This is a genomic window from Polynucleobacter sp. AP-Feld-500C-C5 (assembly GCF_018882265.1).
In the GTDB taxonomy this organism is placed as follows: Bacteria; Pseudomonadota; Gammaproteobacteria; order Burkholderiales; family Burkholderiaceae; genus Polynucleobacter.
The window spans coordinates 21244-47207 of sequence record NZ_JACVOW010000001.1 but is presented as its reverse complement, the minus strand read 5'-3'; the positions used below and the strand labels follow the sequence as shown (position 1 = coordinate 47207).

At 45.9% G+C, this 25964-nt stretch carries 28 protein-coding genes; 7 read left to right on the top strand and 21 right to left on the bottom strand.

From position 1 onward, the window contains the following. Positions 1–6: 6 nt before the first annotated feature. From atpA to ICN21_RS00170, 11 genes are all read right to left on the bottom strand, one after another. Entirely contained in the window at positions 7–1548 is a 1542-nt protein-coding gene (atpA, locus tag ICN21_RS00220; RefSeq protein WP_215296082.1) for a F0F1 ATP synthase subunit alpha, read from the bottom strand. Positions 1549–1593: 45 nt separating this feature from the next. Continuing rightward, positions 1594–2130: a F0F1 ATP synthase subunit delta gene (locus ICN21_RS00215; RefSeq protein WP_215297218.1), complete on the bottom strand. Its 537-nt coding sequence runs from the start codon at positions 2128–2130 to the stop codon at positions 1594–1596. Position 2131: 1 nt separating this feature from the next. Then, positions 2132–2602: a F0F1 ATP synthase subunit B gene (locus ICN21_RS00210; protein ID WP_215319447.1), complete on the bottom strand. Its 471-nt coding sequence runs from the start codon at positions 2600–2602 to the stop codon at positions 2132–2134. Positions 2603–2665: 63 nt separating this feature from the next. After that, positions 2666–2932 (bottom strand): F0F1 ATP synthase subunit C, encoded by a 267-nt coding sequence (gene atpE, locus ICN21_RS00205; RefSeq protein ID WP_028818346.1) that lies wholly within the window; start codon positions 2930–2932, stop codon positions 2666–2668. 42 nt (positions 2933–2974) lie between these two features. After that, on the bottom strand, positions 2975–3865 hold the full coding sequence (gene atpB, locus ICN21_RS00200; protein WP_215296080.1) for a F0F1 ATP synthase subunit A: 891 nt from the start codon (positions 3863–3865) through the stop codon (positions 2975–2977). 31 nt (positions 3866–3896) lie between these two features. Continuing rightward, the gene (locus ICN21_RS00195; RefSeq protein WP_370624032.1) at positions 3897–4385 is read right to left on the bottom strand and encodes an ATP synthase subunit I; all 489 of its coding nucleotides are present in this window, start codon (positions 4383–4385) and stop codon (positions 3897–3899) included. Between the two features lie 23 nt (positions 4386–4408). Beyond that, positions 4409–5302, bottom strand: a complete 894-nt coding sequence (locus ICN21_RS00190; protein WP_216175945.1) for a ParB/RepB/Spo0J family partition protein — start codon at positions 5300–5302, stop codon at positions 4409–4411. Positions 5303–5324: 22 nt separating this feature from the next. After that, positions 5325–6095, bottom strand: coding sequence for a ParA family protein (locus tag ICN21_RS00185; protein ID WP_216175943.1), 771 nt, complete (start codon positions 6093–6095; stop codon positions 5325–5327). 18 nt (positions 6096–6113) lie between these two features. Then, positions 6114–6782, bottom strand: coding sequence for a 16S rRNA (guanine(527)-N(7))-methyltransferase RsmG (gene rsmG / locus ICN21_RS00180; protein WP_216175941.1), 669 nt, complete (start codon positions 6780–6782; stop codon positions 6114–6116). After that, entirely contained in the window at positions 6779–8698 is a 1920-nt protein-coding gene (mnmG, locus tag ICN21_RS00175; protein ID WP_216175939.1) for a tRNA uridine-5-carboxymethylaminomethyl(34) synthesis enzyme MnmG, read from the bottom strand. The genes rsmG and mnmG overlap by 4 nt, the downstream gene beginning before the upstream one ends. A 106-nt stretch (positions 8699–8804) precedes the next feature. After that, positions 8805–9542, bottom strand: coding sequence for a TSUP family transporter (locus ICN21_RS00170; protein WP_216123429.1), 738 nt, complete (start codon positions 9540–9542; stop codon positions 8805–8807). A gap of 159 nt (positions 9543–9701) precedes the next feature. Here ICN21_RS00170 and ICN21_RS00165 point away from each other — a divergent pair, with 159 nt between their 5' ends. From ICN21_RS00165 to ICN21_RS00155, 3 genes are read left to right on the top strand one after another with little or no spacing between them, the layout of a single operon-like run. Continuing rightward, positions 9702–10871 carry an acyl-CoA dehydrogenase family protein gene (locus ICN21_RS00165; RefSeq protein ID WP_216175936.1) on the top strand — a complete coding sequence of 390 codons (1170 nt, stop codon included), beginning with the start codon at positions 9702–9704 and terminating at the stop codon, positions 10869–10871. Continuing rightward, positions 10871–11641: an SDR family NAD(P)-dependent oxidoreductase gene (locus tag ICN21_RS00160; RefSeq protein ID WP_216175935.1), complete on the top strand. Its 771-nt coding sequence runs from the start codon at positions 10871–10873 to the stop codon at positions 11639–11641. The genes ICN21_RS00165 and ICN21_RS00160 overlap by 1 nt, the downstream gene beginning before the upstream one ends. A 13-nt stretch (positions 11642–11654) precedes the next feature. Next, positions 11655–12662: a phosphotransferase family protein gene (locus ICN21_RS00155; RefSeq protein ID WP_216175933.1), complete on the top strand. Its 1008-nt coding sequence runs from the start codon at positions 11655–11657 to the stop codon at positions 12660–12662. Between the two features lie 5 nt (positions 12663–12667). Here the strand turns inward: ICN21_RS00155 and ICN21_RS00150 are convergent, their stop codons facing one another. The 10 genes from ICN21_RS00150 to dnaA all read right to left on the bottom strand — a co-directional run bounded on the left by ICN21_RS00150 (position 12668) and on the right by dnaA (position 23344). Continuing rightward, positions 12668–13624 (bottom strand): branched-chain amino acid ABC transporter permease, encoded by a 957-nt coding sequence (locus tag ICN21_RS00150; RefSeq protein WP_215296070.1) that lies wholly within the window; start codon positions 13622–13624, stop codon positions 12668–12670. Continuing rightward, on the bottom strand, positions 13621–14505 hold the full coding sequence (locus ICN21_RS00145; RefSeq protein ID WP_215296069.1) for a branched-chain amino acid ABC transporter permease: 885 nt from the start codon (positions 14503–14505) through the stop codon (positions 13621–13623). Before ICN21_RS00145 ends, ICN21_RS00150 begins: the two co-directional genes overlap by 4 nt. 2 nt (positions 14506–14507) lie before the next feature. Next, positions 14508–15704 (bottom strand): ABC transporter substrate-binding protein, encoded by a 1197-nt coding sequence (locus ICN21_RS00140; protein WP_216123415.1) that lies wholly within the window; start codon positions 15702–15704, stop codon positions 14508–14510. Between the two features lie 28 nt (positions 15705–15732). Further along, a complete protein-coding gene (locus tag ICN21_RS00135; protein ID WP_216175931.1) occupies positions 15733–16437 on the bottom strand; it encodes an ABC transporter ATP-binding protein in 705 nt (234 codons plus the stop codon). Then, positions 16434–17195 carry an ABC transporter ATP-binding protein gene (locus ICN21_RS00130; RefSeq protein WP_216175929.1) on the bottom strand — a complete coding sequence of 254 codons (762 nt, stop codon included), beginning with the start codon at positions 17193–17195 and terminating at the stop codon, positions 16434–16436. The genes ICN21_RS00135 and ICN21_RS00130 overlap by 4 nt, the downstream gene beginning before the upstream one ends. Positions 17196–17294: 99 nt before the next feature. Next, positions 17295–17516, bottom strand: a complete 222-nt coding sequence (locus ICN21_RS00125; protein WP_215296065.1) for a DUF3717 domain-containing protein — start codon at positions 17514–17516, stop codon at positions 17295–17297. A 14-nt stretch (positions 17517–17530) separates the two neighbouring features. Further along, positions 17531–18025 (bottom strand): SET domain-containing protein, encoded by a 495-nt coding sequence (locus ICN21_RS00120; protein ID WP_215319423.1) that lies wholly within the window; start codon positions 18023–18025, stop codon positions 17531–17533. A gap of 2 nt (positions 18026–18027) precedes the next feature. After that, positions 18028–20526, bottom strand: a complete 2499-nt coding sequence (gene gyrB / locus ICN21_RS00115) for a DNA topoisomerase (ATP-hydrolyzing) subunit B (RefSeq protein ID WP_216175928.1) — start codon at positions 20524–20526, stop codon at positions 18028–18030. An 11-nt stretch (positions 20527–20537) separates the two neighbouring features. Further along, on the bottom strand, positions 20538–21653 hold the full coding sequence (gene dnaN / locus ICN21_RS00110) for a DNA polymerase III subunit beta (protein ID WP_216175927.1): 1116 nt from the start codon (positions 21651–21653) through the stop codon (positions 20538–20540). Between the two features lie 263 nt (positions 21654–21916). Further along, a complete protein-coding gene (gene dnaA, locus ICN21_RS00105) occupies positions 21917–23344 on the bottom strand; it encodes a chromosomal replication initiator protein DnaA (RefSeq protein ID WP_255534137.1) in 1428 nt (475 codons plus the stop codon). Positions 23345–23566: 222 nt separating this feature from the next. On the opposite strand from dnaA, the gene rpmH reads away from it, so the two are divergent. The 4 genes from rpmH (at position 23567) to yidC (ending at position 25954) form a co-directional block, all read left to right on the top strand. After that, the gene (gene rpmH / locus ICN21_RS00100; RefSeq protein WP_011903922.1) at positions 23567–23701 is read left to right on the top strand and encodes a 50S ribosomal protein L34; all 135 of its coding nucleotides are present in this window, start codon (positions 23567–23569) and stop codon (positions 23699–23701) included. Positions 23702–23781: 80 nt separating this feature from the next. Continuing rightward, positions 23782–24027, top strand: coding sequence for a ribonuclease P protein component (rnpA, locus tag ICN21_RS00095; RefSeq protein ID WP_370624031.1), 246 nt, complete (start codon positions 23782–23784; stop codon positions 24025–24027). A 1-nt stretch (position 24028) separates the two neighbouring features. After that, positions 24029–24271, top strand: coding sequence for a membrane protein insertion efficiency factor YidD (yidD, locus tag ICN21_RS00090; protein WP_215296059.1), 243 nt, complete (start codon positions 24029–24031; stop codon positions 24269–24271). Between the two features lie 6 nt (positions 24272–24277). Further along, a complete protein-coding gene (gene yidC, locus ICN21_RS00085; protein ID WP_216175925.1) occupies positions 24278–25954 on the top strand; it encodes a membrane protein insertase YidC in 1677 nt (558 codons plus the stop codon). The last annotated feature ends 10 nt before the right edge of the window (positions 25955–25964 follow it).

The window sequence follows — 25964 nt, the reverse complement described above, 5'->3', positions numbered from 1 at the left end:
GCGTCCTTAGAAGGCTGCTGAACGCTTGTAGTCCTCAATCGCAGCACGCAAAGCGGCTTCGTCTTCTTTGCTCAAATCTTTAGTTTCTTCGATGCGGCCAACTAAATCTGCATATTTAGATTTCAAATGATCTTGTAAGCCCTTTTCAAACGGCAATACATTCTTCACTTCGATATCGTCAAAAAAACCATTGTTCACGGCATAGAGTGAAGCAGCCATTTCCCAAACTTGAAGCGGCTTATATTGAGCCTGCTTACACAATTCAGTAACACGACGACCGCGCTCAAGCTGCTTGCGGGTTGCTTCGTCAAGATCTGAGGCGAACTGAGCAAACGCTGCCAATTCACGGTATTGCGCTAAGTCGGTACGAATACCACCAGACAATTTCTTAATGACTTTAGTTTGTGCTGCACCACCAACGCGGGAAACAGAAATACCGGCGTTAATCGCAGGACGCACACCAGCGTTGAACAAATCAGTTTCCAAGAAGATCTGACCGTCAGTAATGGAAATCACGTTGGTTGGAACGAATGCAGAAACGTCACCAGCTTGAGTTTCAATAATTGGCAATGCAGTCAAAGAACCGGTTTTACCTTTTACTGCGCCGTTGGTGAACTTCTCAACATACTCAGCGTTTACACGAGCAGCGCGCTCGAGCAAGCGTGAGTGGAGGTAGAACACGTCACCAGGATAGGCTTCGCGACCTGGTGGGCGACGTAGCAACAAGGAGATTTGACGATAAGCAACCGCTTGCTTGGTCAAGTCATCGTAAACAATCAAAGCATCTTCGCCACGATCGCGGAAATATTCACCCATGGTGCAACCTGCGTATGCAGAGAGGTATTGCATCGCTGCAGACTCAGAAGCACTCGCTGCAACCACTACGGTGTAATCCATCGCGCCCAATTCTGTGAGCTTGCGAACCACGTTAGCAATAGTAGAAGCCTTTTGACCAATCGCAACGTAAACGCAATAAACGCCTTTACCCTTTTGATTAATGATCGCGTCAACTGCAACCGCTGTCTTACCAGTTTGACGGTCGCCAATGATCAACTCACGTTGACCACGGCCAATAGGAACCATCGCGTCAATCGCTTTCAAACCCGTTTGTACTGGCTGGCTAACAGATTGACGTGCGATCACGCCAGGAGCAACTTTTTCAATAAAGTCAGTTAACTTGGTATTAATTGGGCCTTTACCATCAATGGGTTGACCAAGTGCGTTAACAACGCGCCCGAGCAACTCTGGGCCAACGGGAACTTCTAAAATGCGGCCCGTACATTTAACGGGGTCGCCTTCTTTAATGTGGGTGTATTCACCCAACACTACAGCACCAACAGAATCACGCTCAAGGTTCAAAGCGAGGCCGATAGTGTTGTTAGGGAACTCCAACATTTCGCCTTGCATAACACCTGACAAGCCATGAACGCGGCAAATACCGTCGGTCACTGAAATGACGGTACCTTCATTGCGAGACTGGGTGTCAACGCCCATTTCGCTAATTCGGCTTTTGATCAGCTCGCTGATCTCGGAAGGGTTGAGTTGCATTACTTACTCCTGGGTCTTATTTCGTATGTTCTTAATCGGGATAACTTATGCGCCAAGACTTGCTTGCATTTGAGCTAACCGTGCCTTTACAGAACTATCCATTACTTCATCGCCAACTTGAATGCGAACACCGCCAATCAATGCTGGATCAACCTGAATAGTTGGGCGCAAATCTTTACCCCCAAAGCGCTTCTTCAAACTTGACAACAAATCATTTAGTGCACTTCCCTCTAGAGGGAATGCGCTGGTAATCATTACTTCTGCTGCACCTTCGCTTTTATTTTTCATCGACTCAAATTGGCTTGCAATTTCAGGGATGGCTGCGAGACGATGGCTTTGATTCACAAGGCTTAAAAAGCTAGAAACTTTGCCATCTAACTTTGTCTTGACCATACCGGAAAGAAGCTTAGTCAAATCATCAGCAGAAACTTTTGGATTATTAGACAAACCAGCGACTTCCGGCAGCACAGCGAGCTGAGCCAATTCATTCAACTGCTCGAGCATCGAAGCAAGTTCAGCAGACTGAGCACTTTGAAAAAGTGCCTCAGCATAAGGACGTGCAATGGTGGCTAACTCAGCCATATCAAAGCTCTGCCTTAAGTTGATCAAGCAATGCGCCGTGGGCTTTTGCATCCACTTCGCGACGCAAAATCTGCTCAGCGCCTTTAACGGCTAACAAAGCCACCTCCGCACGCAATACTTCACGAGCACGAGTTACTTGTTGATCAGCATCTTCTTTTGCTTGCGAAATGATGCGCGCAGCTTCAGCTTGTGCGTTCGCACGAATTTCTTCGGCTGACATTTGAGCACGTTTTTCTGCTTCAGCCACACGCTGAATACCTTCTTGACGTGCTTTAGAAAGCTCTTGCTCGGCCGCATTATTTGCGAGTGCTAATTCTTCTTTGCCGCGCTCGGCCGCAGCCAAGCCATCTGCAATTTTGGTCGAACGCTCGTCTAATGCCTTAACCAATGGAGGCCACACAAAACGTGCAACCACCCACCATAAGACAAAAAAGACGATCATTTGCGCGAATAGGGTCGCGTTCAGATTCACGATATTCCTTTCAGTATTGTTGAGAACGGTTGGATGACCCGTTGGTCATCCACGCCAAAACAATTACTTAATAACTGCGAGCAGTGGGTTTGCGAAAGCAAACAACATTGCAACACCAACGCCGATCAAGAACGCAGCGTCGATCAAACCAGCCAAAAGGAACATTTTGGTTTGCAATTCGTTGATGAGTTCTGGTTGACGGGCAGCGCCCTCAATGAACTTACCACCCATTAGGCCAATGCCCAAACAGGCTCCTAAAGCGCCGAGGCCGATGATGAGGCCAATACCGATAGCGGTTAGTCCTTGAATGTTGGCTAAGAATGCTTGCATGTTTACTCCTAAGTATTGAAGTTGAGGTTAAAAATAAAAAGGTTAATGGTGACTATGTGCTTGGCCGATGTAAACCAAGGTCAACATCATGAAAATAAAGGCTTGCAACAAAATCACCAAAATATGGAAAATTGCCCAAGCAGAGCCAGCAAGTACGTTGCCAACAAAGCCGAGCATATAGAGATCTAAATTGAAGGTCCACATACTTCCCAAAAGGGCGATCAACAAAAATATCAACTCGCCAGCATACATATTGCCAAAAAGTCGCATTCCTAAAGAAACACCTTTAGCAATATATTCAATGATGTTGAGGATGAGATTAAATGGGGCCAAATACCACTTAGCGCCAAAAGGGGCAGAAATGAGCTCATGCAGAAATCCGCCAACGCCTTTTACCTTGAAGCTGTAAAAGAAAACCAATAGCAACACTGAGAAAGACATTCCGAGGGTGGCATTTAGATCCGTGGTTGGAACAATCTTATGGTGCGGCACGTGCACACCAAAACCTTCAATAAAGTGATTGACGCCAACAACCCAATCTACCGGAACTAAATCCAAAGTATTTAAGAGAATGATCCAGCAAAAAACAAACAGGGCTAATGGGGCAATATAAGATCTGTCACCGTGAACAATCCCTTTGGATTGAGTCTCGACCATTTCAACCAGCATTTCAACCAAACATTGAAAGCGGCCCGGGACACCTGGCGAAGCTTTGCGAGCAGCGATCACCAGCAGTAGGACTGCGACCAAGCCCATGAGGGTGGTCCAAAACATGGTATCGAAATGAATAACGCTGAAGTCAATAATGGATGCCTGTGGCCCCCCAATATTGTTGAGATTTTGCAGATGTTCCGCAATGTAGGCAGTTGGTGTAAGCGCTTCTGTAGCCGCGTGGTGGCCTACTTCTGCTGCTGCGTTAACTTCACTAGACATCTCTTACTTGTCCTTGTTTATTTGCTTCTTGTTACTTCCAAAACCACGCCAACAAGTAACACTTGAGGGTAGCCAAATAAGTAACAAGCAACGGGATCCATTTCAAATCAGGCTGCTTTAGGGCAAAGCCTATGAACAAAACGATAGTTGCTAGGATTTTGATAAATTCGCCAGAAACCACTGCCGCCAAAAAGCCGCCGGGGCTGCGTTTGACACTCTTCTTTGCCGCCTCTATTCGCATCAAAAACAGCGCGGAAGGCAAAAATCCAATCAAACCGCCTACTAAAGCCGAATAAGTATAAACGCTTTTATCAGCTTGACTGGAAAAAACAAAGCACGTTCCAGCAATCAGCAGAGTAACCGCTACCTGACTTAAAACAACCCACCATGAATTGATTGAAGAAAAATTACGTGGCTTTGATGCACGCAAGGCATCCATTTCTTCTTTGCTAAGGGTTTTAAAGGAATCTTCCTCAATTTCATCCCATTCACGTTTGGTATTGAGCGGTTTGTTATTCACAAAAGTCTTTTGCCGATGCGCAGCTAGTCAGCCGCTATACCCAGCTTTTTTAATAGGGAATCAAGCTCATCAAACTGGCTAAAGCGAATTCTGAGCTCTCCGCCTTTGCCTTTGAACTTAAATTCAGCATTTAACCCAATTAAATCAGCGATTTCTTGGGTTAAGCGGCGCATGTCAGGATCACGACTCGGCACAACTTCACCAGCCTTAGTCTTTGTTTTTTTGTCCCCAATTTGTCCGCCTGCAATTACCAGCGCTGCAGCCATTCTTTCCGCTTCGCGCACAGAAAGGCCTTGAGCGGCAATCTTCTGCGCCAGTGCAACCTGGCTAGCACCTGGAAGCGGCAACAGGGCACGGGCATGGCCCATATCAATATCACCCGCCAACAGCATTGCTTGTACAGGCTTAGCCAGCTGCGCTAAGCGCAATAAATTACTAATGGCGCTACGGGACTTGCCCACTGCTTTTGCAGCCTGTTCATGCGTAAAACCAAATTCTTCGATCAAACGCGCCAAACCCTGTGACTCCTCTAGAGGGTTTAAGTCCTCACGTTGCATATTCTCTACCAAAGCCATTGCGGCTGCGGCTTGATCATCAGCATCAGAAACCAAAACAGGAACTTCTTTTAAGCCGGCAAGGGTGGCGGCACGAAAGCGTCTTTCACCAGCAATAATTTCGTACTTACCAGCGCTTACCATTCTCACCAAGAGCGGTTGCATCACGCCTTGTTCTCGAATGCTCTCCGCCAATTCTTGAAGTGCGCCCGTTTCTATTTTTTGACGTGGCTGGTATTTACCCGCTTGCAATGCAGTTAAGGGCAAACGGTTTATTTCTGCGGAAGAGTTCGCTTGCGCAGCTTTCTCACCGAGCAAGGCCTCTAGACCCCTGCCCAAACCTTTTTTCTTAATGGCAACCATGATGTTCTATCTTCTTAAAAAATTACATGTGTTTGATGCGCTCAACCATCTCGGCGCCAAACTCTAAATATGCTTTTGCACCGCGCGATGTCTTGTCAAACGCAACGCCCGGAAGGCCATAAGATGGCGCCTCAGCAAGCCTGACATTACGAGGAATAATCGCCTTAAAGACCTTATCTCCAAAGTGTTCTATTAACTGATCGGATACTTGCTGCTGCAAGGTCATGCGCGCATCAAACATGACTCGCAATAAACCAATAATCACCAGGTCAGGATTTAACTTGGCATGCACTTGTTTAATGGTGTTCACCAAATCCGACAAGCCTTCTAGCGCAAAGTACTCACACTGCATTGGTACGATGACGCCATTCGCAGCACACAACCCATTGAGCGTTAACAATGACAAAGCAGGCGGGCAATCAACCAAGATGAAGTCGTAGTCAGTAGCTACTTGCGCAAGCGCATCTTTTAAACGTGATTCGCGCGCATCCATATCTACCAATTCAATTTCCGCTCCTGCTAAATCACGATTTGCGGGTAACACATCGTAGCCAGAACTTTCGCAAGGTTGTGCGCAATCTTTTACTGCAGCCAAGCCAATTAAAACTTGATAAACACTGTTGTTCAAATCTGCTTTTTCAACCCCAGAGCCCATCGTGGCATTCCCTTGCGGATCTAAGTCCACCAGCAATACTCGCTGTCCAAGCCCAACCAATCCCGCAGCTAAATTAACCGCGGTAGTGGTCTTACCAACGCCGCCTTTTTGATTTGCAATACAGAATATTTTTGCCATGGGTGCTTTAGGGTTTGCTTAAAGGGAAGAATTCGATTTTCTCACGGGGGTGAACACCAACAAGCGGCGCTCTACCGGCAGATTAGGAATAAACAGGGCTTGATCGGCCAATAAACGCCAATCGTCTTTACTTACCTCAGCCATTTCCTCGTCCGCCCGCTTGGCTTTCATGGCAAATACGAGACCATCCGGCTTGAGAAGTGGCAAAGAGAGGTCCAAAAAGCGTGCTAGATTGGTAAACGCACGTGAAATAACGGCATCAAATTGACCAGGTTGTTGCATCGCAACATTTTCAACTCTTTCGCTTAATACTTCGATGTTTTTGAGCTTTAGCTTTCCTCGTATATGTTGCAAAAAAGCCGTCTTTTTACGGATTGCCTCAATCAGACTCAAGCGCCACTCAGGCTGGAGAATGGCAATGGGAATGGCTGGCAAGCCGCCGCCCGAGCCGAGGTCGGCAATTTTAGGCGTGGATGTCTTTAGAAATTGCCTCAATAGAGGTAAAACAGAAATAGAATCAATCAGATGGAGGCGCACTGAATCTTTTTGATCTTCAATTGCCGTGAGGTTATGCACCTGATTCCAGCGGCTCATTTCTTGCAAAAAAACCTCTAAGTCTGCAATGTTGGCATCACTTAAATTGAGGCCCAATTCTTCAATACCCAGCGCAAGCAAATCTTCGGTCATGCAGCCTCTTGGGTTCGGCCCAAACCTTTTTTAAGGTGTACCAAAAGCAAAGAAAGTGCTGCTGGAGTTACTCCTGAGATTCTTCCTGCTTGACCCAGTGTTGCTGGTTTATGCAAATTCAGCTTTTGCTGAACCTCTTTAGACAGGCCCAGAACTTGCGAATAATCAAGCGACTCTGGGAGGGGGAAGGTCTCGTTGTGCTCCTGACGGGTAATTTCAAGTGCCTGACGATCAATGTAGCCCTGGTATTTAATGGAAATCTCGACCTGGTCACTAATTTGAGCAGCTAAACCGAGATCTTCATCCAAAACACCTGGCGACCACATGCCGTTACCCAAGCTAGCAATGGCTTGATAAGTAATGCCGGGACGCCTTAAAAGCTCGGTTAAATTACATTCATGGGATAAGTCTTGACCCAGCAACTGAGAAATCAGGGGGGCGGCTTCATGTTTTGGCCCCACCCAAATATCTTGCAAACGAGATGTTTCACGTGAAACAGCCTCTTGTTTTCTGCAAAATACTTCCCAACGATAGTCATCAACCAAGCCAAGTTCACGACCAATCCCAGTTAAACGCATATCTGCATTGTCTTCGCGCAAGCTCAAGCGGTACTCGGCACGACTAGTAAACATACGGTAGGGCTCTTGGACCCCGCGGGTGATTAAGTCATCTACGAGGACACCAATATAGGATTCGCTCCGCTTTGGAAGCCAAGGTTCTTTGCCTTGGGAGGCCAATCCAGCATTAATACCTGCCAACATGCCTTGGGCGGCAGCCTCTTCATAACCCGTCGTGCCATTGATCTGCCCAGCAAAATATAAACCCCCAATAACCCTAGTCTCTAGGCTATGGCGCAATTGGCGTGGATCAAAGAAGTCATACTCAATGGCATACCCCGGGCGCACAATGACTGCAGACTCTAAGCCGCGAATGCTGCGGACCAAATCCCATTGAATATCAAAGGGGAGGCTAGTTGAAATCCCATTGGGATAAAACTCATTGGTTGTTAGTCCCTCAGGCTCCAAAAAGATCTGATGGCTATTTTTAGAGGCAAAACGATGAATTTTGTCCTCAATCGAAGGGCAGTAGCGTGGACCAACGCCCTCAATCACGCCCGTATACATTGGCGAGCGATCCAAACCACCCCGAATAATGTCATGCGTTTTCTCATTTGTATGAGAAATCCAGCAGGGAACCTGCCTAGGATGCTGTTCTGGGCGCCCTAAATAGGAAAAAACGGGGAGCGGATCCAAGTCGCCAGGCTGCTCAAGCATGACTGAGAAGTCAATAGTTCTGCCATCAATGCGTGGTGGAGTGCCAGTCTTTAGTCTACCCTGGGGAAGCTTTAGCTCTTTCAGGCGGGCAGAGAGGGAAACGGCCGCAGGATCACCTGCACGACCACCGGCATAGTTATTCAAGCCAACATGGATCTTGCCATCCAAAAAGGTTCCTGCGGTAAGAACTACTTTTTTGGCCATAAACTCGAGACCCATTTGGGTCAACACACCTTGAACCTCGTCGCCCTGAACTATAAGATCATCTACCGCAGCCTGAAATAGGCTTAAGTTGGGTTGGTTTTCGAGCCTACGTCGGACAGCAGCTTTATAGAGGATTCGATCGCCTTGAGCACGAGTTGCACGAACCGCGGGGCCCTTACTTGAATTGAGAATCCGGAACTGGATTCCTGCCTCGTCAGTTGCGGCAGCCATGGCACCACCCATGGCATCAATTTCTTTAACTAGGTGACCCTTACCAATCCCTCCAATCGAAGGATTGCAACTCATTGCCCCCAGATTTTCAATGCTGTGGGTAATTAATAGGGTGTCGCAGCCCATGCGCGCCGATGCAAGGGCAGCCTCAGTCCCAGCGTGCCCACCGCCTACAACAATGACATCGAAACTTTTGGAATAACGCATGATTTGCCTCAGATAGGGCGATGATCATAGCATTTTGTTTGTTTCACGTGAAACAAAAGATCATAAAATCTTGGAAAATCAATGGGGTAATTTATAAGTCGTTGATTTAATTGATAAAATATGCATTCCAGGCTGACTTCAAAATCAAAGCCGTCACAATGACCAAAAAAGCCTTTCTAACAAATGAGCTGCCGTGTTGAATTGCCAGGCGGCTTCCAAATTGACTGCCTGCAATGTTGGCAATCATCATGGCCAAACCAAGAGGCCAGTTAATTTGCCCAAGACTGGCTAGCATTAAGATAGCAGCTAAATTAGTGGCGACATTCACCAGTTTTGTTGCAGCTGAGGCATGCAAAAAGTCAAAAGCAAAGAATCGCACAAAACCAAAAAGCAAAAAGCTGCCAGTGCCAGGGCCGAAGAAGCCATCGTAAAACCCAATCGTTAGTCCAAGCGCAGCTGCTTTAAATTGCTGAAAACGACTTTCGCCTTTGGGAGCATGGGCCTCACCAAGTGATGGCTGAAACCAAGTGTAGAGCAAAAGAAATAGCAAAACGAAGGGCAGCGCTTTACGCAAAGGCTCTGCTGGAAAGCTGCTAACTGCGCTGGCACCCAAAAGTGAGCCCAAAAAACCCGCCACGATTGCAGGCAATACAACCGCCCAGGGCAGGGAAACATGGCGCAAATATTTTCGTGCAGCATTTAAAGTGCCGCCAACAGCAGAAACTTTATTAGTAGAAAGTAATGTTGCAGGATGTTCGTTAGGGTAAGCAGCAAATAAAGCGGGAACCTGAATTAAGCCTCCGCCGCCAGCCACTGCATCAACTAAGCCAGCAAAAAAAGCCATCGCCAATAGCAAGGGCCAAATGAAAATTGAAAATTCGATAAAGGGCTCAATAAAAAAAAATAATCATAAGGTCTTACGTGGCAGCCTTATTCAAAATGTATTTTAGTCATAGGAAGTTTTAAGTGTAATTTCAGTTTTGCCTGCTATTACAATCTAACAATGGACTTCTCTTTAACGCCCAAACTAGAAGGGTTGCGGGATCGGACGCGCTCATTTATTCGCGATCAAGTGGTTCCGTTCGAAAAAGATCCGCGCCAAAATGAACATGGTCCCTCCGAAGAGTTACGTAAGGAATTAATCGAGCTTGCTCGAAAAGCGGGTTTATTAACGCCACACGCTTCGATTGAAATGGGTGGCTTAGGATTAAGTCATATAGAAAAAGCCATCGTTTTTGAAGAGGCGGGCTACTCTTCATTAGGGCCGACTGCGATGAATATCCACGCGCCCGATGAAGGCAACATTCATTTACTAGAAGAAATTGCTAGTCCAGAACAAAAAGAGCGTTGGCTTCGCCCTTTAGTTGCAGGAAAAATTCGCTCATGTTTTGCCATGACAGAACCTGCTCCCGGGGCTGGCTCAGATCCTTCAATGCTCATGACCACAGCCACTAAAGATGGTGAAGATTATCTTATTAACGGTTTAAAGTGGTTTATTACTGGAGCCGATGGAGCAGACTTTGTCATCACCATGGCCCGCGGGGAAGATGGCTCTGCCACCATGTTTTTATCAGACATGAATGTGCCAGGTATTGAGCTTGTTCGAAATATGGATGCGATGGATAGCTGCTTTGCTGGCGGACATAGCGTTCTTCGGTTCACAAATTTACGCGTCTCTTCCAAACAAATATTGGGTGAGCTTGGTAAGGGCTTTAAAAATGCTCAAGTACGTTTAGCACCTGCGCGACTAACCCATTGCATGCGTTGGCTTGGTCAAGCGCAACGTGCGCAAGACATTGCAATTGCCTACGCAAAGAAAAGAGAAGCCTTTGGGAAAATTTTAGGCGAGCATGAGGGCGTTGGATTTATGTTGGCAGATAACGATATGGATCTGCAAACCTCTCGACTAAATATTTGGCATACTGCCTGGCTTTTGGATCAAGGGCAACGCTGCAATTTTGAGTCTAGTCGCGCAAAAGTCATTTGCTCTGAGGCCGAGTGGCGAGTGGTAGATCGTTGCGTACAAATGTTGGGTGGCCAAGGTGTCACCGGTGAAACCGCGCTGATGAAAATTTTTAAAGATATGCGTGGCTTCCGAATCTATGATGGCCCAAGTGAAGTTCATCGTTGGAGCATGGCTCGCAAAATTATTGGAAATAAAGAAACTAAGTGATGGATATCAATCAGCTGTTTCGATTGGATAATAAAACAGCGCTTGTAACGGGCGCGTCGAGTGGTATCGGCAAGCATTGCGCGCTACTGCTTGCCAAGGCTGGCGCAAAGGTAGCAATCGCATCTCGACGCATAGACCAACTTCAAGCTGTAGTCGATGAAATTACTCAATTGGGCGGCCAAGCAAAAGCATTTGAGCTTGATGTCACGAACAACAAAAGTGTGACGCAGTGTTTTGATGAGCTTGCGCAGTGGTCATTGCCAACGATCGTTATCAACAACGCTGGCATGAGTATCAATCGCAAATTACTTGACCAAACTGAGGAAGACTGGGATCGGGTAATCGATACGAATCTGAAGGGCTGTTGGTTGGTTGCTACCGAAGCGGCGCGGCGACTAGCGGAAGCCAATAAGCCTGGAAATATTGTCAATATTGCCTCTATCTTGGGGGAGCGAGTCATCGGCGGGGTAGCCCCTTATGCCATCTCAAAAGCGGGCGTGGTGCAACTCACAAAAGTAATGGCTCTTGAATTAGCGCGTCATCAAATCCGCGTCAATGCCTTGTTACCAGGCTATGTGATTACTGACCTCAATCGCGAATTTCTACTAAGTGAAGCTGGACAAAAAATTCTGGCGCGCATCCCTTCACGGCGCTTTAATAATTTAGAAGACTTAAATGGGCCATTATTGCTCTTAGCCTCTGACGCTAGCACTGCAATGACCGGTGCAACTATTGCGGTAGATGGCGGCCACCTGATTAACGGCTTATAAATACAAATTGCTTATGCAAACCCCCTCTTTTCAAGAATCGCTTGAGCATTACTTAAATTCATTAGGGTTTATTAGAGGCCGCATTGAGCTTAGCCAGCTAACTGGTGGCCAATCGAACCCGACATTCAAAATTACTAACGGCAGTTCTCATTACGTGCTCAGAAAAAAACCGAATGGGGTTTTATTACCATCAGCGCATGCGGTTGATCGAGAGCATCGCGTGATGAAAGCGCTGGCAGGTACAGACGTACCGGTTCCCCAAATGCTAGCTTATTGTGAAGATGAGAGCATTATTGGAACCGCCTTTTTCATCATGGAATATCTTGATGGAAGGGTATTCGTTGATCAGTCTTTGCCAGACATATCAGCAAATGATCGTCGTAAGATTTATGAAGAAATGAATCGCACCATCTCTGCTATACATCGCCTAGATTATGCGTCGCTTGGATTAGAAACTTTTGGTAAGCCTGGCAACTATTTTGCAAGACAAATTGCGCGCTGGTCTCGGCAGGTGCGCGAAGCGAGTATTGCCATACCTGATTCTCTTAATAAATTGATGGACTGGTTGCCCAAGCACATTCCTGCTGGAGACGAAACCTCGCTCATCCACGGCGACTTTCGCATGGACAATCTCATCTTTCACAAAACGGATTTACGCATCATTGGCGTTTTGGATTGGGAGCTTTCTACGCTTGGCAACCCGTTGGCTGACTTTGCTTACCAATGCATGGCCTGGAGAATCGCGCCAAGCCTATGGCGCGGAATACAAGGTCTCGACTTACTTGCACTAGGAATTCCTAGTGAGTCTGAATATATCGCTATGTATGAAAAACAAGTGGGAAGATCGATTTCAGAACACTGGCCTTTTTTGATGGCCTACAACTTATTTCGAATTTCGGCAATTTTGCACGGCATTACTAAACGCGCAATGGATGGCAATGCCAATGCAAGTGATGCCATTGAAAACGGGGCAAAAGCGGGGGCACTTGCTGATCTCGGTTGGGCTTGTACACAACAGTAAAGCTATTACTTTTTAGTAAAGATGCCAACCAAGCCGCGGCGAAAAGCCATTACACAGAAAACAAATATCAGGCCCGTAACAATGGTCACGGACTCGCCCAAAGAGTTAAACCAAGCGACACCCGTAATTTGAGCTAAGAAGTTTCCAATCTCACCCACTCTATGTTCAAGCAGAACAATTACCAGCGCCCCAACAAATGGGCCTACCAAGGTGCCAACACCACCAACCAAGGTCATCAAAATAACCAAGCCGGACATTGACCAGTGCACATCTGTCAGTGTCTCGAAGCCTAATACCAATGCTTGAACGGCCCCAGCCAAACCAGCTAGTGCAGCAGACAAAATAAATACTAAAAACTTAAAACGATTAACGTTATAGCCTAGAGATATTGCACGCGGCTCGTTTTCTTTAATTGCTTTTAGGATCTGTCCAAACGGGGAGGAAATGATTCTTGAAATGAATAAGAACCCAACAAGTGTTGTAGCCAAAACAAAGTAATAAAGATTTAAGTCATTTTGTAAGTTGATTAGGCCAAACAGCTCGCCTCTCGGGATGCCCTGAAAGCCATCCTCACCCCCAGAAGCTGGGGCTTGCAGGCAAATAAAGTAAAACATTTGCGCCAAGGCCAAAGTAATCATAGAAAAGTAAATGCCCTGTCTTCTAATTGCAAGGCCGCCAATCAGCGCACCCAAGGCCGCAGCAAACAAAACCCCAAGCAAGATTCCGCCTGCCGGGCCAACGCCCATTTCGCGCATCAAATATCCCGCACAGTATCCGGCGCCACCGAAAAATGCGGCATGGCCAAAAGATAGAAGGCCTGTATAACCCAACAATAAATTAAATGCTGCCGCAAAAAGAGCAAAACATAAAATCTTCATTAGGAAAATAGGGTAAGCAAAAAATGGCGCCGCTATTGCGACAGCAAGTATTGCCAGAAAAAGCCAGAGCTTAAGTGATTTCATTTTTCACGCCCAAACAAGCCTGCCGGCCTAAAGAGCAAAACAATCACCATGATTGCAAATACCACAGTGCTTGAAGCTTCTGGATAAAACACCTTGGTCAAGCCCTCAACCAAACCCAATCCTAGGCCAGTAACAATTGACCCCATGATAGAACCCATGCCGCCAATCACCACCACAGCAAACACAACAATGATGAGGTTAGACCCCATCAGCGGAGAAACCTGAATAATCGGTGCAGCGAGCACGCCTGAAAATGCCGCAAGTGCAACCCCAAACCCATAAGTCAATGTTGTCATCAGAGGAAAATTCACCCCAAATGCCTGAACTAGTGTTGGGTTTTCTGTGCCAGCGCGTAAATAAGCGCCAATGCTAGTTTTTTCTATCACGTACCACGTGGCAAAACATACCGTAAGGGAAGCAAGCACCACCCATGCGCGATAGTTTGGTAAAACCATAAAACCTAAATCGGTGGCTCCGCGCAAGGCATCTGGAGCGCTATAAGACAAACCCGAAGCGCCATATATGGAGCGCAGCACGCCCTCGATAAAAAGCGTTAAACCAAAGGTCAACAGCAATCCGTACAAATGATCGAGCTTATACAAATGCCTTAGCAATAGACGCTCAATCACAATGCCAATCAAACCAACAATGATTGGGGCCAGTATCAGCATTACCCAATAGTTAATTCCAAAATATTGCCCAGCCATCCACGTCACGATGGCGCCCAACATAAACATGGCGCCATGTGAAAAATTAATCACATTTAACAGGCCAAAGATTACCGCCAATCCCAAACTGAGGATTGCATAGAAGCTGCCGTTAACCAGCCCCAAAAGGAGCTGGCTTAACAGAGCGGAAATAGAAAGGCCGAAGATTTCCAAGATTACTTATTAGCGCACTGAGAATAAGCCTCTGGAGCAAAAGCTTTTTCCCCAGGCACGGTAGCAACTAACTTGTAGTAATCCCACGGACTTTTGACTTCGCTTGGGGCCTTCACTTCATAAAGATACATGTCGTGGACCATGGTTCCGTCTTTGCGGATATAACCATTTTTCGTGAACATATCGTTAATTTTGACCTTGCGCATTTGCTGCATCACTTTGTCTGAGTCGCTGGTACCGGCCGCCTTAACAGCATTCAAATAAGTCATCGTAGATGAATAGTTGCCTGCCTGAACCATCGTTGGCATGCGTTTCATTTTTTCAAAGAAACGTTTTGCAAACTTACGAGTCTGGTCGTTCTGATCCCAATACCAGGCCTCGGTAGCTAGCAAGCCTTGTGCATTTTGGATACCAATTGCGTGTACATCAGTAATAAATACTAATAAACCAGCAATCTTCATGGTTTTGGTAATGCCGAACTCATTGGCAGCCTTGACGGAATTAATGGTGTCGCCACCCGCATTAGCTAAGCCCAAAACCTGAGCTTTTGAAGCCTGTGCCTGCAATAGATAAGATGAAAAATCGCTCGCATTTAATGGGTGCTTTGATGTTCCCAAAACCTTTCCACCGCTGGCATTAATCACGTTCGTTGCATCTTTCTCAAGGGCATAACCAAAGGCGTAGTCAGCAGTCAAAAAATACCAAGTCTTTAAGCCTTTATCCATCATCCCTTTAGCTGAGCCGTTTGCCAAAGCAACCGTGTCATAGGTGTAGTGAATGGTGTATGGGGTGCACTGTTCATTGGTTAATGCGGAAGTGCCAGCGCCGTTATTGATGTAAATCCGTTTTTTTTCTGCGGCCACCTTTGAAGTTGCTAATGCAGTTCCGGAGTTGGTTCCACCAAAGACAACGGTAACGCCGTCTTGGTCAATCCATTCTCTAGTTTTAGATGCAGCAATATCGGCTTTGTTTTGGTGGTCCGCTGAAACCACTTCAATTTTTTTACCCAAAACACTGCCGCCAAAGTCGGCAATAGCCATCTTGATCGCCTCCAAGCCACCCTGACCATCAATATCTGAGTACAAACCAGAGATATCAGTAATAAAACCAATTTTTACAGCGGATGGATCCGCCGCATTCGCACCACTAGAAACTGCAGCTAGGGCTGCCACTGCCATAGAAATTAAAGTCCGCTTCATTGTTTTTCCTTTAAAAGTAAACACCCGACTAAACGCCTAAATAACCGTTTAAGACTTCGGCCTTGGCCTTCAAGTCTGCACGCTCAACCACCTCTACTATCAAACCACTTTCAACCACATAATGTCTGTCTGCAAGTTCCGCCGCAAATCTAAAGTTTTGCTCTACCAACACAATCGTAAAGCCCTTATTTCTTAATTTAGATACCACTTCACCAAGCTTTTCGACAATCACAGGCGCGAGACCTTCGGTGATCTCATCTAACAACAAAAGTTTGGCGCCAGTTCTTAAAATTCGAGCCATAGCTAGCATTTGCTGCTCACCACCAGAAAGTCTGGTGCCCGGACTATTTCTTCTTTCATAAAGATTTGGGAACATCTCGTAAATTTCTTCTAGCTCCATGCCACCAGAAGAAACCTTTGGAGGAAGGAGTAGGTTCTCTTGCGCGTCTAGGCTGGCGAAAATACCTCTCTCTTCTGGACAATAGCCAATGCCTAGACGAGCAATTTGATAGGTTGGGAGATCAACGGTCTCGACTCCAAAGACATTGATAACGCCCTTACGCTTACTGGTCATGCCCAAGATGGTTTTCAGAATGGTGCTTCTACCCGCACCGTTTCTTCCTAAAAGCGTGACAACCTCACCATCGCGCACCGCAAAATTTACACCATGCAAAATATGGGACTCCCCATACCAGGACTCTAAATTTTTAACCTCTAGCGCCATACCACTCATAAATTATCGCCCCCGTGGCTGCCCATATAGGCCTCAATCACTAGCGGGTTTTTCGAAACCTCTTGATAAGGGCCTTCTGCCAAAACAGCCCCGCGCTGGAGCACAGTAATCCGATCAGCAATCGAAGCAACAACTTTCATATTGTGCTCAACCATCAAAATGGTGCGTCCCTTAGCAACACGGTCAATCAACTCTGTGACGCGCTCTACGTCCTCGTGCCCCATCCCTTGCGTAGGCTCATCTAAGAGCATTAATTCTGGCTCCATGGCTAGAGTGGTTGCTATTTCTAGTGCTCGCTTACGTCCATAAGCCAGGTTCAAAGTTTGCTCGTGGGCAAACTCCTCCAAACCAACCTCATGAAGCAGCTCTAAAGCGCGATCGTTCAGAATATTGAGAGAGTCGCCGGATTTCCAAAAATGAAACTCTGTACCCAACCCTCGCTGCAGCGCAACACGAACGTTTTCTAAAACGCTTAAATGGGGGAAAACAGCTGAAATTTGAAAGGAGCGAATAATTCCCCGTCGCGCAATTAAGGCCGGGGCCTCATTTGTAATATCTAAACCATTAAATAAGATTTGACCGCTACTGGGTTCTAAGAATTTAGTTAGCAAATTGAAGCATGTGGTTTTGCCCGCCCCATTGGGTCCTATGAGGGCATGAATACTCCCCCTTGACACCTTTAAGTTAACATCAGTAACAGCAGAAAACCCCTTAAAGGATTTCCCCAGGCCAATTGTCTCTAATATTGTTTCTTGCAATCTATTGTCCTCTACCCTTTGCTGGGGCAAGGTATTGAGGATACCCCAAGACGGGCTTGCTTTATATAGCGATAACCCTAAACTTTAGGGGTTTATAGCTTAGCTTTGGGTCAGCTTATTAAATGTTTGAATGGCAGTTCTTGCAAGCTCATCCAAAACATCCAGCGGCATCCGTTGCGAGCCCTGAACAATCATGAGGGCATATGGTTTGGCAAGGGCCGCCGCTTCGGGACATAAACGCAACTCATCCCCCACCGCTGGAGATTGATTGCGCCAATAATTAATGGCCGCCTCAAGCTCTTGAATGGTGATGTACAACATAAAAAGTGCGTGGTTTATTTTTTATCTTGCGCAAGCATTGTGCCGCGGCACTTTTTAGCCCCACAACGACATTCGTAATCTTTTTTCATCTGCTTAGTGACGCGACCCTCAATGTCCAGGGAGTAGTCATAAAAAAGTTCTTCACCAACCTTAAGGGCTCGCTTGGCATAAATGAAAACGCGTGGCTTACCGTCGTAGATATCTTCGCGCGTTTCGCAACTGGGCTTACAAGAGTGATTAATCCAACGCGCAGCATTGCCACCGTACTTGGCATCAATCACGCGACCATCATCTAGGGAAAAATAAAATGTATGGTTTGGGTCTTTGGGGTCGTGTGGATGGCGCTTCTCGGCAAGCTTCCAACTAATGCGCTCCCCTTTGTACTCAATGATTACCTGACCCTTTTTAATAGGCTTAACTACAAAAACGCCTTTGCCATGGATCGGTGAAGACTTCACAACAATAAAAGACCGGTCCACCTTTGGTGGTTTTAATTTTTTAGATGCCATATTTAAACGTCTAGGTTGCGAGCAATAAGTGCGTTCTTTTCAATAAATGCGCGACGGGGCTCCACTTCGTCGCCCATCAGCGTTGTAAAGACTTGATCCGCAGCAATTGCATCTTCGATTTTTACTTGCAACAAAGTGCGAGAGCTCGCATCCATGGTGGTTTCCCATAGTTGGGATGGATTCATCTCACCAAGACCTTTATATCGCTGGCGGCTTAAGACACGCTCTGCCTCGGACAACAACCAAGAAAAAGCGCCCCTAAAGTCATTAATGGTTTGCTCTTTTTGATTCTTATCTGGATCTCCGCGGCGCACCCGTGTGCCAGGCAAAACTCTGCCCGACAAAACAGCTGCTGCATTCGCAAGGCTTTGATAGTCATCGCCATGAACAAAGTCAGAATTAATTGTGGATAGCTTGAGGTTGCCATGAATACGGCGTGATAACAACAAACGAAAACGCTCAGTGCGATCTTCTTTTTGCACAATAATTTCTGGTGGCAGAGCCAGTGGATTGAGCGAATCAGCAAGAGCCAACCTTAATCGATCCGCAGATTCATGCGCTGATTTATCGGTATCCAAATTCAACTGGGTACCAGAAGCAATGGCTCGCAACGCATCTTCATCAATGGTACGAGACAAGCGATCGACAATCGACTGAATGACTTGGTAGTGCTTGGCCAACTCGTTCAATGATTCGCCCTCAATCAACTCTCCCGTCGGGGTCTGGAGAGAGGCGGTTTCTAAGGCGATCTTTAGCAACAATTGATTGAGCTCTGCATCGTCCTTAATGTATTGCTCGCTCTTACCAAACTTCACTTTATAGAGTGGTGGCTGAGCAATATAAATGTGGCCACGCTCAATCAGCTCTGGCATCTGCCTATAGAAGAACGTTAAGAGTAGTGTACGAATGTGGCTTCCATCTACGTCCGCATCGGTCATGATGATGATGCGGTGATAACGAAGTTTGTCAGCTTTATATTCTTCAACACCAATACCGGTGCCCAATACCGTAATGAGTGTTACAACCTCTTGGCTTGCCAACATTTTGTCAAAGCGGGCTTTTTCAACGTTCAGAATTTTTCCCTTTAAGGGAAGAATTGCCTGGAAGCGACGATCTCGCCCCTGCTTGGCAGAGCCACCCGCGGAGTCACCCTCGACAATAAATAACTCGGACTTTGCTGGGTCTTTTTCTTGGCAGTCTGCCAACTTACCAGGCAAACCCAAACCATCTAATGCGCCCTTGCGTCTTGTCATGTCGCGTGCTTTACGCGCAGCTTCACGGGCACGAGCAGCGTCGACAATTTTTCCACAAAGAATTTTTGCGTCGGCTGGTCGCTCCTGCAGGTAAGCGCTTAAGGCCTCAGCAACAATTTCTTCTACCGGCCCACGAACTTCGCTTGAAACCAGCTTGTCTTTTGTTTGGCTAGAAAACTTTGGCTCCGGCACTTTCACCGACAAGACGCAGGCAAGGCCTTCGCGCATATCATCGCCGGAAATTTCTACTTTTGCTTTTTTGGCTACTTCGTTTTCATCAATGTATTTGTTAATGACTCGCGTCATCGCAGCACGCAAACCAGTTAAGTGGGTACCGCCATCCCGCTGGGGAATGTTGTTGGTAAAACAAAGCACTTGTTCGCTAAAGCTGTCATTCCATTGCATTGAAACTTCAGCAGTAATTTGACCGCCGAGGTCGGAAGGGCGAACGCCTTCGGCATAAAAAATATTAGGGTGTAAAACATTTTTGGTTTGGTTGATGTACTCAACAAAACCTTTGACGCCGCCAGAAAATGCAAAGTCTTCTTCCTGGCCAGTACGCTGGTCAATCAATTTAATATGTACCCCGTTATTCAAGAACGAGAGTTCACGAATACGCTTTACTAGAATTTCGTAATGAAACTCAACATTTCCAAAAATCTCTTCGTCGGCTAAGAAATGAACTTCAGTACCTGAAAGTTCGGTGTCGCCTGTAACGGTAATGGGTGAGGTGACAACGCCATTTTCCTGTTGGATGTTCCGATTCTGAATAACGCCACGAGCAAACTCCATGTAATGTGCTTTGCCGTCACGACGAATCGTGAGCTTTAACCACTTTGAGAGTGCATTGACGCAACTTACACCCACTCCGTGCAAACCACCAGAAACCTTATAACTGTTTTGATCAAACTTACCACCAGCATGTAACTCAGTCATCACAATTTCAGCCGCACTTCTCTTTGGCTCATGCTTGTCGTCGTACTTGATGCCAGTTGGTACACCCCGTCCGTTATCCACAATTGAGATGGAATTATCGGTTTGTATAACAACCGTAATTTCAGAGCAGTATCCCGCCAATGCTTCGTCGATTGAATTATCTAAAACCTCAAAAACAAGGTGGTGCAATCCTGTGCCATCAGAGGTGTCTCCAATGTACATACCAGGACGTTTACGAACAGCTTCTAGACCCTCTAAAATTTGAATCGATGCGGCGCCGTACTGCTCTACTGCTTTTTTTTCTTCAGTCATGTTCTTCTAAATTAAATGCGCATTGGCATTACAACGTACTTAAAGTTCTCTGATCCAGGTAATGTAATCACAGCACTGCTGTTTGCATCTCCCAAACTAATTTGAATTTTTTCATTCTTTAGATTTGCTAAGACGTCTAGTAAATAACTCACATTAAAACCAATCTCTACTGCATCGCCGCCATATTCGGTCTCAATTTCTTCCTGCGCCTCTTCTTGCTCAGCATTGGTTGATTGAACGGTAATGCGATTTGGTGATAAGGAAAAACGAACCCCTTTAAATTTGTCTGTGGTCAAAATCGCAGCGCGTTGAAGTGCAGCTTGCAGTACATCGCGATCAACTATTAAAGAGTTTTTATGTCCCTTGGGAATTACCCTTTGGAAATCTGGAAACTTACCTTCAACCAGTTTAGAAATAAGCTCAATGTCCCCAAAGGCGAACTTCACCTGGTTTGCGGTTAAGCTGATTTCTAAAGGCTCATCAGAATCTTCAAGAAGGTGTTGGCACTCTAGAATGGTTTTGCGAGGAATAATAATTTCTTGTCTTTGACCTGAACCAGACGGAGCTTCAGCAAGCTCCACTTGGGAAAACGCCAAGCGATGACCGTCAGTTGCAACAGCAACAACCTCTTTACCCTCAATCACCAACAACATACCATTTAGGTAATAACGGATATCTTGCTGCGCCATTGAGAAATGAACTTGACTAATCAGTTGGCGGAAACTCTTTTGTGACATCTTCCAGGCTGCCGTCACCTCACCAACACTTTGCATTACAGGAAATTCTGTAGCAGATAGGGTTTGCAGTGAAAAGCGGCTTTTGCCACTCTGTACTACCATGCGATTGTCTTTAAGATTGAGCGATACCGGCCCTTCTGGTAAAGCGCGCAAAATATCCAACAACTTTCTTGCTGCCACGGTTGTCGTTACATCCTCTGAGCCAACGCCAAAATTTGCGTTAGTGGTAATTTGAATTTCGATATCAGTAGAAACAAAAGACACCTTCTCGCCACTCTTTTTAAATAAGAGGTTAGCCAAAATGGGAAGTGTATGTCTACGCTCAACAATCCCACTAACCACTTGTAGTGGTTTCAATAAATTATCGCGAGAGGTGTTAACAAGTTGCATTGCTTTTAAATCCTTGTATATATCTTAGTAGTAATAGTAATAAGGCTTCGTTTTTCCGTGGATAAGTCAAAAACCTCAAACAAAACAACACATTAAACGTCTAAAAATCTGTGGAAAACTTCTGTATAAAGACTGCATAAAAATGGGATAACTTTTTACCAACACCCTATTTTTGCATGAAGTGTGGACTCTTCACAATTTATCCACAACCAATCCCCAAACATATCCCCATGGTTACCCACAAGCTTGTCCACAGGCAAAAATTAAGTTTTCAAGGTTTGCTCGATAACGTGAATTTCGTGGTTCAGCTGGCTATCATGCGCCCGTTCGTCACCAATCTTTCGAACGGCGTGTAGAACGGTAGTGTGGTCTCTTCCACCAAAGAGCTCACCGATCTCAGGGAGGCTTTTTTGGGTCAACTCTTTTGCCATAAACATGGCGATTTGGCGTGGGCGCGCAATGTTGGCCGGACGCTTTTTCGAATACATATCAGCGACCTTGATGCTGTAAAAATCAGCAACAGCCTTTTGAATATTTTCGACAGAAATTTGACGGTTCTGGATTGAGAGAAGGTCCTTAAGGGCGGTTCTCGCAACCTCTATGGTTACATCGCGACCGTGGAAGCGAACAAAAGCCAAAATCTTACGTAAAGCCCCCTCTAACTCACGAACATTTGAGCGTAGGTGTTTTGCTACAAAGAAAGCAACATCCTCACTCATGGGGATGCCCTCGCTCACAGCCTTCTTCATCAAAATAGCTACCCGCATCTCTAGCTCAGGGGGCTCGATTGCGACCGTTAGGCCAGAGTCAAAACGAGAAATCAGGCGATCGTCAATTCCTGCCATCTCTTTGGGATAGGTGTCGCTCGTAATGATGACCTGGGACTTGTTGCTCAACAGGGCTTCAAAAGCATAGAAAAATTCTTCTTGGGTCCTCGATTTTCCGCTAAAGAACTGAATATCATCAATCAAAAGAAGGTCTAGCGAGTGGTAGTAGCGCTTAAAGCGGTCGAAGGCTTTTTGTTGATAAGCCCTAACCACATCTGAAACATATTGCTCCGCATGAATATAGCGAATTCGGGCATTTGGCTTTTCTTTTAAAAGGTGGTTGCCAATCGCATGGATTAAATGGGTTTTTCCTAAACCAACCCCACCGTATAAAAACATGGGGTTGTAGGATGTCCCCGGGTTGTGGGCAACCTGAATCGATGCGGCCCTTGCTAGTTGGTTTGCCTTACCGGTTACAAAGGTTTCAAAGGTGAGGTTTGGGTTTAGTTTTGAGTGATCCTCAATCTCGAAAGACTGCTCTTCCACAGAAATGGTAGGGGCAACCTCAATGGCTACCCTGGCCTCAGAGGCCTCTGCTTCTTTGGCGGCAATCATTACTGAGGGGCTTGCTGAGCCCTCTAAGGCAAGTACGAAACTGACATTAATTGGGTTACCAAAGTATTGGGAGGCAAGTTCTTGAAAGCGGTCCGCAAAAGTTTTCTTAATCCAGTCTAACTTAAATCGGTTTGGTGCACCCAATGTTAGTGAATGTTCACTCTCTTCAAAAGAAATAAACCTTAAGGGCTGTATCCAGGTTTTGAACTGCTGAGGCGACAGCTCGCGGGACAGGGCACCAAGGGCGCTATCCCAAAAACCCAAGGGGCTGACTGAATTCAAGGCGGGGGGATTTTGTAGGTTGCTCATATTTTTGGAGAATCCATTGTAGCCACCTCACAAAGTTATCCACAAGGTAAAAGTTCGTGGAAAAACTGTGGATAACTTGTGAATAAAAGAAAAAATCCCTTATGAATTAATGTTTTAGTCAAAAAGTAAGTAAAAATAGAGAAAAACACCTACATATTTATTGAGATAGATTGACCTTTTGCTTCGCAACAAGGAAAATAGTGGGTTTTCCAGGGATCTATCATGAAAAGAACTTATCAACCATCAGTAACACGTCGCAAGCGCACCCACGGCTTTCGTATTCGCATGAAAACCAAGAGCGGACGCGCTGTGTTAAATGCACGCCGCGCAAAAGGTCGCAAACGTTTGGCTGTGTAATTTAGCCATTGAATAGCGCAAGGATTTCTGAATTACTTAAATCGCGCCCCAAAACAAATCTGTCTTGGGGCTTGTATTCTGTGGGCGCTCAAAATGGCGCCAAGCCCGATCTGGGAATTGCAGTAGCCAAAAAATTGGTTAAACGCGCCGTAGACCGAAATCGCTTGAAGCGAATGATTCGTGAAATAGTTTGGACTGCACAGGCAACGGAATTTAACAACGATGTTGTCCTTAAGCTTAAAAAGCCAATTGGTCGTCAAACTCGCGGCAGACTCAGAAAAAAAGAGAAAGATCTCCTGCGCTCTCAGGTGATGGAGCTTATTTAGGGTGCGCGTTTTAAATAAGGTCGCAGTGAGCTTGGTGCGCTTGTATCAACTTGCACTTAGCCCTTACATTGGCATGCGGTGTAAGTATGTGCCTAGCTGCTCTCAATATGCCTGTGACTGCTTTCATCATTATGGATTTTTCAAAAGCTTTGGTTTAACGGCATGGCGCATTTTGCGTTGTAACCCTTTGTCACAAGGCGGTTATGATCCTGCGGTAAAACAAACGTCTCAATCATTTAAGTGAATACAAATGGACTTTAAAAAAACAATTCTTTGGGCTGTGTTTTCACTATCAGGCCTCATGCTGTACAACAATTGGCAGGTTCATGAGGGCAAACCATCGATGTTCGCTACTGCCCCAGTTGCAGCGCCCGCAGCCGCAGACAAGACAGGCACAGCCAGTAAATTAGATGTGCCCACACAAATTTCTGGTGCCACTAAGACCGCTACAGCAGCACCGACTGCAAATGTTGGCTCAATTGAGGGCGCAGAAAAGTTTGTATTACAAAACGATGTGCTAGTTTTGGAGATAAGCGTAAGCGGTGCAAATGTTATTGATGCAAAACTCCTCAAAGCCTTAACTGCGGAACAAAAACCGGTTGAGCTATTCCAATACACACCAAACCATAAATATTTTGCGAGATCTGGGTTAATCACCCTTAACAACAATGATTTGCCAAACCATACAAGCACCTTTAAGTTGGTTCAGTCTGGCAAAGATGGTTCAGGCAGACCGTTTGTTGTGCTTGCCAGCGAACGAGGTGGCGTAAAGCTCGAAAAAACCTTCATCCTTAATCCAGGAAGTTATGTGGTGGATGTCGGTCACCGGGTTACACAAAGCGTGACAAATCCAAACCCTTTGGTTCTCTATACCGAGATTGTGCGTGATGGTTCGCAAGAACAAAAAATTGGACCGTTTGATGGTGCTTTCTCTGCTAGCACTTTTACTGGACCAGCTGCTTATACCGACAAAGAAAAGTTCAATAAACTTGAATTCACGGAGATTGATAAAAATAAAATCACACTTCCAAAGCAGGTGCCTTCAGGAGATCCAGCTTGGATTGCCATGGTGCAACACTATTTTGCTAGCGCCTGGATTCCGGGCGATAAGGTTGTGCGTGATATCTACGCTGGAAAAATTGATAACGGCCTGTATCGCGTTGGCATGCAGACCCCATTGGGCATTGTTGCGCCAGGAACAGTGGTGACTGAAAAAGCACAGCTCTTCGTTGGACCACAAGAAGAAAAAGTTTTAGAAACCATCGCCCCAGGTTTTGAGCTCTTGAAGGACTATGGCTATCTCACCATTCTTGCCAAACCTATTTTCTGGTTGTTGGAAAAAATCCACGGTTATGTTGGCAATTGGGGTTGGGCTATCATTCTGTTAACAATCTTAATTAAATTGGTCTTCTTCCCGCTCTCCGCTGCTAGCTATAAATCGATGGCTCGTATGAAAGAGGTTCAGCCGCGTTTGATGGCGATGAGAGAGCAATACAAAGGTGATCCACAAAAGCTTAATCAAGCCATGATGGAGATGTATCGCAAAGAAAAAATCAATCCACTGGGCGGCTGTTTGCCTGTAGTGATTCAGATTCCCGTATTTATTTCTTTGTACTGGGTATTGTTGTCATCTGTCGAAATGAGAGGTGCGCCATGGGTTCTTTGGATACAGGACTTATCGGTGCCGGATCCTTTTTACATCTTGCCAGTGATCATGGCGGTATCCATGTTTGTGCAAACTAAACTTAATCCAACCCCACCAGATCCAATTCAGGCTAAGGTCATGTTGTATATGCCGATCGTGTTTTCGATCATGTTCTTTTTCTTCCCCGCAGGCTTAGTTTTGTACTGGGTGGTTAATAATTTGTTGTCCATTGCACAACAGTGGCAGATCAACCAAATGTTTGGAAAAAAAGAAGCCAAGTAATTTGTTGATG